The 9,002-nt window shown below is 71.1% G+C and carries 7 protein-coding genes; 1 reads left to right on the top strand and 6 read right to left on the bottom strand.

Features of this window, described 5'->3' with window-relative positions:
* Window positions 1–660: 660 nt before the first annotated feature.
* The 3 genes from ACTOWY_RS39325 to ACTOWY_RS39315 all read right to left on the bottom strand — a co-directional run bounded on the left by ACTOWY_RS39325 (window position 661) and on the right by ACTOWY_RS39315 (window position 4,311).
* Window positions 661–1,191, bottom strand: coding sequence for an AMIN-like domain-containing (lipo)protein (locus ACTOWY_RS39325; RefSeq protein WP_441314676.1), 531 nt, complete (start codon window positions 1,189–1,191; stop codon window positions 661–663).
* Window positions 1,192–1,424: 233 nt separating this feature from the next.
* Window positions 1,425–2,315 carry a LysR family transcriptional regulator gene (locus tag ACTOWY_RS39320; protein WP_441314675.1) on the bottom strand — a complete coding sequence of 297 codons (891 nt, stop codon included), beginning with the start codon at window positions 2,313–2,315 and terminating at the stop codon, window positions 1,425–1,427.
* Window positions 2,316–2,334: 19 nt separating this feature from the next.
* Window positions 2,335–4,311 carry an acyltransferase family protein gene (locus ACTOWY_RS39315; RefSeq protein WP_441314674.1) on the bottom strand — a complete coding sequence of 659 codons (1,977 nt, stop codon included), beginning with the start codon at window positions 4,309–4,311 and terminating at the stop codon, window positions 2,335–2,337.
* A gap of 66 nt (window positions 4,312–4,377) precedes the next feature.
* On the opposite strand from ACTOWY_RS39315, the gene ACTOWY_RS39310 reads away from it, so the two are divergent.
* On the top strand, window positions 4,378–4,770 hold the full coding sequence (locus ACTOWY_RS39310) for a hypothetical protein (RefSeq protein WP_441314673.1): 393 nt from the start codon (window positions 4,378–4,380) through the stop codon (window positions 4,768–4,770).
* On the opposite strand, the gene ACTOWY_RS39305 is transcribed toward ACTOWY_RS39310, so the two are convergent.
* From ACTOWY_RS39305 to ACTOWY_RS39295, 3 genes are all read right to left on the bottom strand, one after another.
* Window positions 4,767–5,438, bottom strand: coding sequence for an acVLRF1 family peptidyl-tRNA hydrolase (locus ACTOWY_RS39305; RefSeq protein ID WP_441314672.1), 672 nt, complete (start codon window positions 5,436–5,438; stop codon window positions 4,767–4,769). The genes ACTOWY_RS39310 and ACTOWY_RS39305 overlap by 4 nt on opposite strands.
* Entirely contained in the window at window positions 5,435–6,040 is a 606-nt protein-coding gene (locus tag ACTOWY_RS39300; protein ID WP_441314671.1) for a hypothetical protein, read from the bottom strand. The genes ACTOWY_RS39305 and ACTOWY_RS39300 overlap by 4 nt, the downstream gene beginning before the upstream one ends.
* A gap of 74 nt (window positions 6,041–6,114) precedes the next feature.
* On the bottom strand, window positions 6,115–8,838 hold the full coding sequence (locus tag ACTOWY_RS39295; protein ID WP_441314670.1) for a S8 family serine peptidase: 2,724 nt from the start codon (window positions 8,836–8,838) through the stop codon (window positions 6,115–6,117).
* Window positions 8,839–9,002 lie beyond the last annotated feature (164 nt).

Here is a 9,002-nt window from a genome sequence, read left to right as displayed (position 1 = left end):
ATACTGAAGGAGGCCTCGTCGGGTCGGTTGTGTGTGGTAACTCAATCCAACCCGACGGGGCTCTTCACGTTCGAGGGAAGGTCAACTCCCGCGAGTTACGGACACAACTTCTGGCAACCCGCTTAGCGCGGGTAGCCCACCGGACACAAGCGGCGGCAGCGGTTTTCTGGTCCAGGCAGGGCACTCCAGGCGTGGCGAGCGGCGTGAATCACCCGTTTGGGTAGGTGATCCAAACGCGAAGGCAACCAAAACGCGGGTTTCTGCGTTCCGCTAGAGAGCGGTGTGCGGGGCGGAGGGCCGAAGGCTCACTCGTGCGACTCACTCGGCCGACTCGCTCGGCGGGGGCCAGGCAGCCATCAGGCCTGACAGCCCTCGGGCCAGGCAACCCGTCGGGGCCGGGCAACTGCCGGGCGTCGGGCGCGCCGCCAATTCGCTCCGGCGCGCCCAGGCCACGGGTGGTGATCACCACGGGATGTGGGGTGCCTGTCCAGTGCTCCCGCTGCGGTGCTCCCGCGCAGGCGTTATCTGGGCTGCGGCCTGAACCTGGGCTGGAGCCTGGACGAGCCGGCGGGGCGGGGAGTCGCGGCCGTGCGGTCGATCCGGGATGAGATCGACCGCCGGGTCCGTGTGTTGCTCCGCGAGTGCTGGGCGGCTACGGACTCACCAGAAGTGGGCGACGTCCACCACGACTCGGTTGGGCAGGGTGAATACCCGGAACGGCAGGCGGGCGCGCACGCCCAGGCCGACCAGGGTCTGGCCTTCGAAGGAGCCGGCCCAGGCTACTTGGCGGAAGGTTTGGTAGCCGGTGACGTTGACCAGTTCGGCGCGGTTGGCTGGGTGGTAGGTCAGGTTGCCGTGTTCGTCGTAGGCTGGGGCGTCGACCTTGACCGAGAGGATCGCGCCGCCGCGCAGCGGCACTGGGTTGCCGGTGGGGTCTTCGGTCATTTCCGGGACGTAGCGCACCGTGTAGCCGTCGGCGACGCCGCGGAGGTCGATGACCAGCCGGTCGAAGCAGTCCTGGCGGCCGGCGCGGATGTTGGTCAGCTCGGCCGTGGTGGTGGGGTTGGCGTGTTTGTCCGTGGAGCCCCAGGCGAGGCCGCAGTAGCCGGGTGTGGCTGAGGCGGTCAGGGGCGCGGTCAGCGCCATGGCCGCGAGTGCGGCCAGCAGTAAGGCCAATCGTCGTAACACCATCTCGTGCTCCCCTCGGGAACCGGAAGTCCGGCTACCCGGCAGACGCCCGAGTCCTGCGGCGCGTTGTCCGGCCGTCGGCGACGTGTCCTGTTCGTGCCCGGAACGTCACCTGACCTGCTTCGCCGTCCACCTGGCCTGCCCGCCGCCCATCCGACCTGCTCCGCCGCCTCCTCAGCTGACCTGGTCCGCCGCTTCCTCAGCCGACCTGCTCCGCCGCCTACCTGGCCTGCCGCCTACCTGGCCTGGTCCGCCGACGCCGTGGCCACGGCGAGGAAAGCCTTGGCGGCGGGGGTGAGTGGGGCGGTTCTGGTGGCCAGGGCCAGGGTGAGGTGCGCGGGGGGTTCCAGGGTCAGGACCAGGGCGCCTGCTCGGTGGGCCAGGTCGGACCAGGACTCGGCGAGTATCGCCAGGCCGACGCCGCTGAGTACCAGGGGCAGGATGGCTTCGCGATGTTCGGTTTCCACGACCTGCTGGAGGTCTACGCCGCTGGCTCGGATTTGTTCGACCAGGCGGCGCATGCCGGTGCCGGGCTGGCCGACCACGATCCGTTGGCCGGCTAGGTCTTCCGGGCGGACCACCTGGTCGGGCTGGAATGGGCCGTCGGGTGGGGCGATGAGGACGAAGCGCTGGCGGCCCAGTGGGATCAGGCGGATGTCGGCGGCGGCGGGGAGTTCGGTGGCGCCTAGCAGGCCCAGTTCGGTGACGCCGGTGCGTACCGACTCGATCACTTCGGGGGCGGTGAAGGCGGCGCGGATGGTCACTGACAGGCCGGGGTGGCGGGTGGTGAACTCGGTGATCAGGCGGCTCAGTGGTTGCACTGCTTGGGAGGGCATGGCGGCGATCTCCACCCGGCCTACCGTCAGGCCGGCGGTGGCGGCGACGCTGGCGCGGGCGGTGTCCAGGTCGCGGACTACCTGGCGGGCGGGTTCGACCAGGGCGTGGCCTGCGTTGGTGAGCACCAGGCGGCGGCCGACGCGGTGGAACAGGTCCTGGCCCAGGTCGCGTTCCAGTGCGCGGATCGCCTGGGACAGGGAGGGCTGGGCCAGGTAGAGGGCGGCGGCGGCCCGGTGCACGCCGCCGTGGTCCACGACCGCGAGGAAGTAGGCGAGCTGCCGGGCGTCCATGGCCTCGACGCTACCGGGCTCAGTGGGTCAGCGCGGGCAGCAACCTGCGGGCGAGCACCGGGGACAGTGAGGCCACGAAGCTGGCTGAGAGGTGGTTGTCGTCCAGGTAGACCTGGATGTTGCCGATCACCGGTGGGCAGCCCTCGGCCGCGCACAGGTAGTCGCTGAGGTCCACAAAGGACACGGTGGATGGGATGTCCGGGATGGACAGGTAGGGCGGGTGTTCCGGGTAGAGGTCGGCGCGGGTGGCCACGCAGTCGGGTGCGTCCGGGCCGAGTTCGTAGGCGCAGGTGGACGGCCAGTGGTCGAAGCGGGGGTTGTCTCGTAGTGCGATCACCGGGATGTTGGCCGCCGCCAGGCGTTTCCACTGTTCGACGAAGCCGGGTGGGGTGACCTCGGTGCGGCCGATCCTGACGTCCCGGCTGGCCAGGGTGAGCACGGCGTCGGGTTTGAGGTTGATGATCTCGGCCGCGGCGGCGGCGTTCCAGTCCACGCAGGGCTGATCGCCGGGCATCGACTCCGACGCGGTGGAGAACGGGCAGAGGCCCTTGAGCATGGCCACCACCCGCCAGTTGCGCTTGGCCGCGATCGGGCGGACCGCGGCCAGGTACTGCTGCATGTGTGAATCTCCCACCAGGACAACGGTTTTCGCCGGTTTGTCCATTGTGGACGTCGAGCAGAGTTCCAGGTCAGGGTTGCGGGCGGCGCGGGTGCAGTCGAGATCGTCCAGGGTGGCCCAGTCCTGGGGTAGCGCGATCCGGGGTGGCATCGGCGGCAGGTCGTCGGCGCCGCGGTACTGGAAGCCGGGGATCATGGCTTGCGCGCCAGGGTAGTCGCGGCTGCCGATGGTGATCGAGTAGTTGGCCTCGCGCAGGGCCAGGGCCTGCCAGGAGGTGGCCAGCGCGAGTACCGGGACGAGCAGCAGCGCGGCGAATCGGTAGGCGCCCCAACGGGTCGCGGGCAGTAGCCGGGTGGGTTGCTCGATGAATCGGTGGGTCAGCGTGGCCAGCGTGAGCGCGGCGCCGATCACCAGGATGCCGCCGCGCCAGCCGACCTGGTCGCCGCCGCGGGCGACCAGGTAGAGCACCAGGATCGGCCAGTGCCACAGGTACAGCGAGTAGCTGAGGTCGCCGAGCCGGACCAGCGGGCGGGCGGAGAGGACCCGCACCGCGTCCCCGGAGACGATCACCAGCACGGCGGCCAGGGTTGGCCAGAGCGCGGCGTAGCCGGGGAAAACTGTGCCCACGTCGATGATCAGGCCGCAGCTGATCAGCGCGAGGATCCCGAACCAACCGATCGGTCGGCGGAGGCGCTGGGGCAGCGAGATCGCGTCCACCACCAGGGCCAGCAGGCCGCCGAGGGCGAACTCCCAGACCCGGGTGAAGGTGTTGAAGTAGGCGAACGGTTGGTCGGTGGTGGTGAGCACGATGGAGTAGGTCAGGGACGCGGCGGTGATCGCCCCGAGCGCGAGGCCGATCCGGCGCCGCAGTCCGCCGCGCCGACGCACCAGCAGCGCGATGAGCAGCGGTAGCAGCAGCATGATCTGGGCCTGCACGGACAGCGACCAGAAGTGCTGCACCGGGCTGGCCAGGTCGTTGCGGGCGAAGTAGTCCACCGAATCCGCGCCCAGCCGCCAGTTCTCCAGGAACACCGCGGCCGCGAAGACCTCGCGGATGGTCTGGAACCAGCGCTCTGGGGGCAGGATCACATACGCCGCGACCGCGGTGGCCGCCAGCACCACCGCCGCCGCGGGGACCAGCCGGGTGAGCGTGCGGCCCCACTGGCGAGACAGGTCGAGGCGGTCGCGTTCGGCGGCGCGGACCAGCTGGCCGGTCAGCAGGAAGCCGGAGAGCAGGAAGAACACGTCCACGCCGCCGGAGATCCGGTCCGAGTAGACGTGGTAGATCACCACCAGGACGACCGCTAACGCGCGTAACCCTTGCAGCTCAGGACGATACCGCCGGGTCGGGGTGCCGGTGATCTCGGCTCGGGTCACCCGTCCGAGCTTGCGGGGCAAGTCTGAAGCGGCCCTGAAGAGCGACCGGTTCACTAGAATCCCGGCATGCTGCCCAAGGTGTCCGAGGACCGGCTCAGCGCACTGCGCGGACTGGCCGCCGACGTGCGCGACACGCTCGCCGAGGCCGGGCTGCCGATGACCGGCGACCTCGCACCTGGTCTCCGGGTGGGCGTCCGGGTCGAGGTGGACCCCGCCGACGACGAGGCTGGCGGCGTGTGGGTCGACTGGCACACCCATCCGCGGCTGGCGGAGGCGGCGGCGGACTGTGTCAACGACGGGCGACTGGACGATCCGGTGCTGACCCGCCAGGGCGAGGTGATGGAGGCGATGCAGCAGGCGTTGCTGGCGATCCTCACCGCCGCGGGCTTCCAGGCGAGCGATCCGGACCACGACTACCGGCCGTATGAGTTGCAGGTGACCGCCGGGCCGCGCTCCTAGGGTTCGGTGACCACCACTTCGACGGTGCGGGCGCGTTCGGCGGCGTCGTCGAGGATGGTGCGGCGCGGCTCGGGCACGTCCAGGATGCGGTCCTCGGCGCGGTTCATCAGCTCGGCGATGCGGCGGTCGGTGCGGAGTTCGGCCAGCGCGGCGCGGTCGCCGCCCAGCATTACGGCGGCCACAGTGGACAGTTGGGGCACCAGCACCCGGAACACGTCGTCGGCCGCGGCCTGCAGCGCGACCCTGGCCTGGCCTTCGCGGCGGCGGGCGAAGCGTTGCTGGGACCAGCCGCCCGCCTTGTTGCGGCCGTGCACCTGGCGGCGGTCGGTGGTGGACAGCAGCACCTTGCCACCTTCGGCGATGCCCAGGCTGTGCCCGCCGAGGCGGACCAGGATCAACGCGATCCGGCGTGGCAACAGCAGGTGCGGCAGCAGCGGGTCCAGGTGCAGGCCGGGGCTGGTGATCGGGTCGCCGGGCAGGCCGCCGAAGGGGATGGTCAGCTCGGCGCGGGCGCCGTCGGCGGCGGTGAACACGGCCTGGTCCGGCCCCAGCACCGACTCGGTGACGCCCTGGTGGCGGGTGCCGAAGCGCTCCAGGAACCCTTGCAGGCGTTCGGGTTCGACCTCCACCGCGCGGCCACCGCCTGCAACCTGGCGGACCCGGCTCATCGCGGGGCCAAGGCAACGCACAGCGGCAGCGGATGGCCGCTCTCGGCCGGGGACAGGCATTGCACCGCGGCGAAACCGGCTTCGGTCAGCGCCTCGGCGACCTCCTCCACCGAGAGCACCCGGTGGTGGGTGGACACCGAACCGGCCACCGCCCAGCCCTCCGCGCCGCGGATGAGCTGCACGACGTCCAGGCCGTAGGAGCCGCCGTCCTCGGCCCAGTCCCACAGCTGCACGGTGACCTGGCGGTCCGGGCCGGAGCCGGTGACCCGCGGCGGCGGCGCGGTGGGCCGGAACACGCCGAGTTTGGCCAGCTCAGGCACTGCGGCGACGAGCACGCCGCCGGGGCGCAGCAGGCGGCGGATCTGGTTGAGCACGGTGCCAAGGGCGTTCTCGTGGGCCAGCCGGGGCAGCAGGTCGTCGTTGGCGCGCACCGCGTCGACCGGACCGCGGACCACCCCGTCCAGGAGGTCCATCAGGTCCACGCTGAGATGCCTGCCGGGACCGAGGACCGCGGCGGCCACATCGGCCAGCACGTCCTCTGGCGCGCGCGGCACCGGCACCACCTCCACGGGGGCGACGGGGGCTGGTTGCGAGCCGGTCACGATCGAAACCCTAAGACCACGGCGCCCCGGAGCGACCACTGGGTCACTCCGGGGCGCCGACGATCAACGCAACGTCACTCGTAGCCGTTGATGTGCAGGGACAGCTGCCGCAGGTGGCCGACGTCGGTGCGGACGTTGTCCACCACCTTCACCGTCCACGTGCCGTCCGCGGTGCCGCGCAGCGTCGGCGACAGCGGCGACACCGGCCGCCAGGTGCCGGTGAACGGCGCCTGACCAGGGGTGACCCCGCTGAACGGCTGGGCGGCGCCGTCGTCGAAGACGACCTGGCAGAGGTTGTTGCCACTGCCGCCCTGCCGCTGGAACAGCGTGATGACCTGCCCCGACGGCGAGGTCAGGGTGCCGACCAGGTCACCGGCGTAGGTGTGGCTGATGCCCGCGGTGGTCGAGCCCTCGGCGGCCGAGCAGTCGGTGCCGTCCACCGAGAAGGTGACCTTGGAGGCCCGGCCGACACCGGTCACCGGGATGGTGACCGAAACCCCGGCCGAATCGCCGTCCGGGATGGCCACCGCGTCACCGGCGTAGGCGAAGTTCTTCGCCACCGCCGAGGGCTGGCCGATCGGGATGCTCAGCGAGGTCACCGTCGGCGACAGCGAACCGGCGAAGGTCACCCGCGCCGAGAGCACCACCGGATCCCCGATCAGGTGCGTCGAGGGCACCGAGATGGAGAACTGGTTGAGCCCGGTCTGCCCGGCCTCGATGGTGCCGTAGTTCTTGGTGCGCGGCGCGATGGTCACGCCCGGCGTGGTCGCGGTCAGCGCCACGCTGACCGAAGCCGCGGTGCCGTCGCCGTTGTTGAGCACCGGCAGGAACAGCGAGGCGCTCTCCCCCGGCTCCAGCCAGGCGTCGCCGTCACCGCTGGTCGGGCTGACCGTCGGGGACTGGGCAACGGCCCTGGGCTGCGGGCTGGCGCCGGTGTAGGCCAGCACCTTGTCGGTGAGCACGATGCCCGCACCCGCGCGGTTGTCCACGCCGGGCGCGCCGATGTCCACCGCGGTGCTGGTCAGCGCCTGCCGCACATCCGCGGCCGGCAGACCCGGGTTGCCGGAGAGGATCAGGCCGGCGATCGCGGCGGCGTGCGGCGCGGAGGCCGAGGTGCCGTAGAACGGGCTGAAACCGGGGGTCTTGGTGACCACGCCGTCCGCGGCGGTCAGGTCCGGCTTCTGCCGCACCTCGCCCTCGGGCGCGGACACCGGGGTGCCGTCGGCGTGGAAGAACACCCGGCGCGGGCCGTCGGAGCTGAAGCGCTCCAGCTTGGCGGTGCCGTCGAAGACACCGGGGAAGGGGCCTGCCGGGTTGGCCGGGTCGCCGATCTCGCCACCGGTGAAGGCCTTGGCCGCGGGGGCCGCGGCCACGCTGAAGGCGTTCTTCGCCGCGGAGTGGCCACGGGTCACTCCGGAGGTGGCGAAGCCCTTGAACCCGTCGGCGTCCTTGAACCGGCCGCGCAGCACCGACAGCGAGAGGTACTTGTCCTCACCGCGGTACTTGACCACGGCCAGCCGCTGACCGCCCGCGGTGGTGTCCACCCGCTCATACGGGCTCTGCAGACCGTCCTGCACGCCCTGACTGAGGCTGACCACGTCCCCGTTGGCGTTCAACAGGTACAGGTCGTAGTCGTTGGTGGAGCGCAGCAGCGGGTCGGCCCAGAACAGGGTGACCGGCTTGGCGCCCGAACCCGCCGACATCGGGTTGATGATCTGCGTCCCGGCGCCGGGGTCGAAGTCGTGCGCGGTGCCGACGAACCGGCCGATGCCCTTGCCGGAGTCGACGAACTTGCCCTCCCAGTGCCCGGAGGTGCCGTCGGCGAGGTTGCCCTCGTTGCCCGCGGAGGAGAAGAACAGCGCGCCGTTGGCGGTCACGTCGTTGACCGCGGCGGCGATGATGCCGTCCTGGAACGGGGATTCGTTGAAGTAGAGGACGTCGTCCACGATGACGTCGCATTTGAGGTCGAAGCGCAGCTTGCGGATGTTGTCCGCGAAGCTGGCGTCGCCGTTGAAGGCGGTGGCGAAACCGAGGGTGGCGCCGGGCGCGACGTCGTGCAGGATCTCCAGCATCGCCGTGCCCTCGTCGCCGTCGCCCTCCTGACCGGCGAGGACGTCGACCGCGGGCAGTTCGCCCTGGGTCCGCAGCGCGGCCAGGGAATCCACGCCGTCGGACATGGCACACAGCTTGACGCCGACGCCGCTGATCTTGAAGTCGCGGCGGGCGGTGTCCGCGGCGTGCACCCGGTCACCCTCGGAGGTGACCGCGGCGACGCCTGCCCGCTGCTGCCTGGCGGCCAGGGCGGCGCGGGTCTGCTCGGCGATCCGCTTGCCGCGCGCCTCCTTGCTCTCACTGGATTTCGGTGCCCCGGCGCGGGCGGTCATCGCCTCGCTGGCCGGTTCGATCTGCCGGACGTCCCCGCGTGCGGCCAGCCTGGCCAGCGAGGACAGCGGCAGTTCGGCGCGCACGGTGCGGGTGTCCGGGGAGACGTGCCGGAGCACGCCACCCAGCTTGCGGACCTCGCCGGTGAGTTCGTCGGAGACCTGGTCCGCCCGGATCTCCACCAGCACGGATCCGTTGCCCGCCACCGCGATCCCGGTGTTCAGCTCCGGGGCAGCACTCAGCAGCGAGCGGTCCTGGCGGAGCCGCTGCTCCACCACCAGACGACTGTCCACTTTGGACTCAGCCTTGGACTGGGTCGCCTTGACCCGTTGCAAGGTGTTGATCTGCCGCGCGGTCCGCTCGGACAGGCCCCCGTTGTCAGCGGGGTTGCCAGGCGCCGCCACGGCGGGTGTCACGGCGCCCAGTGCCGCTGTCAGACAGGTTGCCCCGGCGACCAAAACGGTGGTCAGCCGGGATGGACGTAACCGTGTTCGCACGCGCCCTCCACGTGTTGTGCGTGCCCCGACACACGCGTCGATCACCGGGATCCCCGGCTGATCGGTAAACGTACGGTCACGAA

It is taken from the genome of Crossiella sp. CA198 (assembly GCF_052078295.1).
Taxonomy (GTDB): domain Bacteria; phylum Actinomycetota; class Actinomycetes; order Mycobacteriales; family Pseudonocardiaceae; genus Crossiella.
The sequence above is the reverse complement of the archived record's forward strand: the minus strand, read 5'-3'. Positions and strand labels throughout refer to the sequence as shown.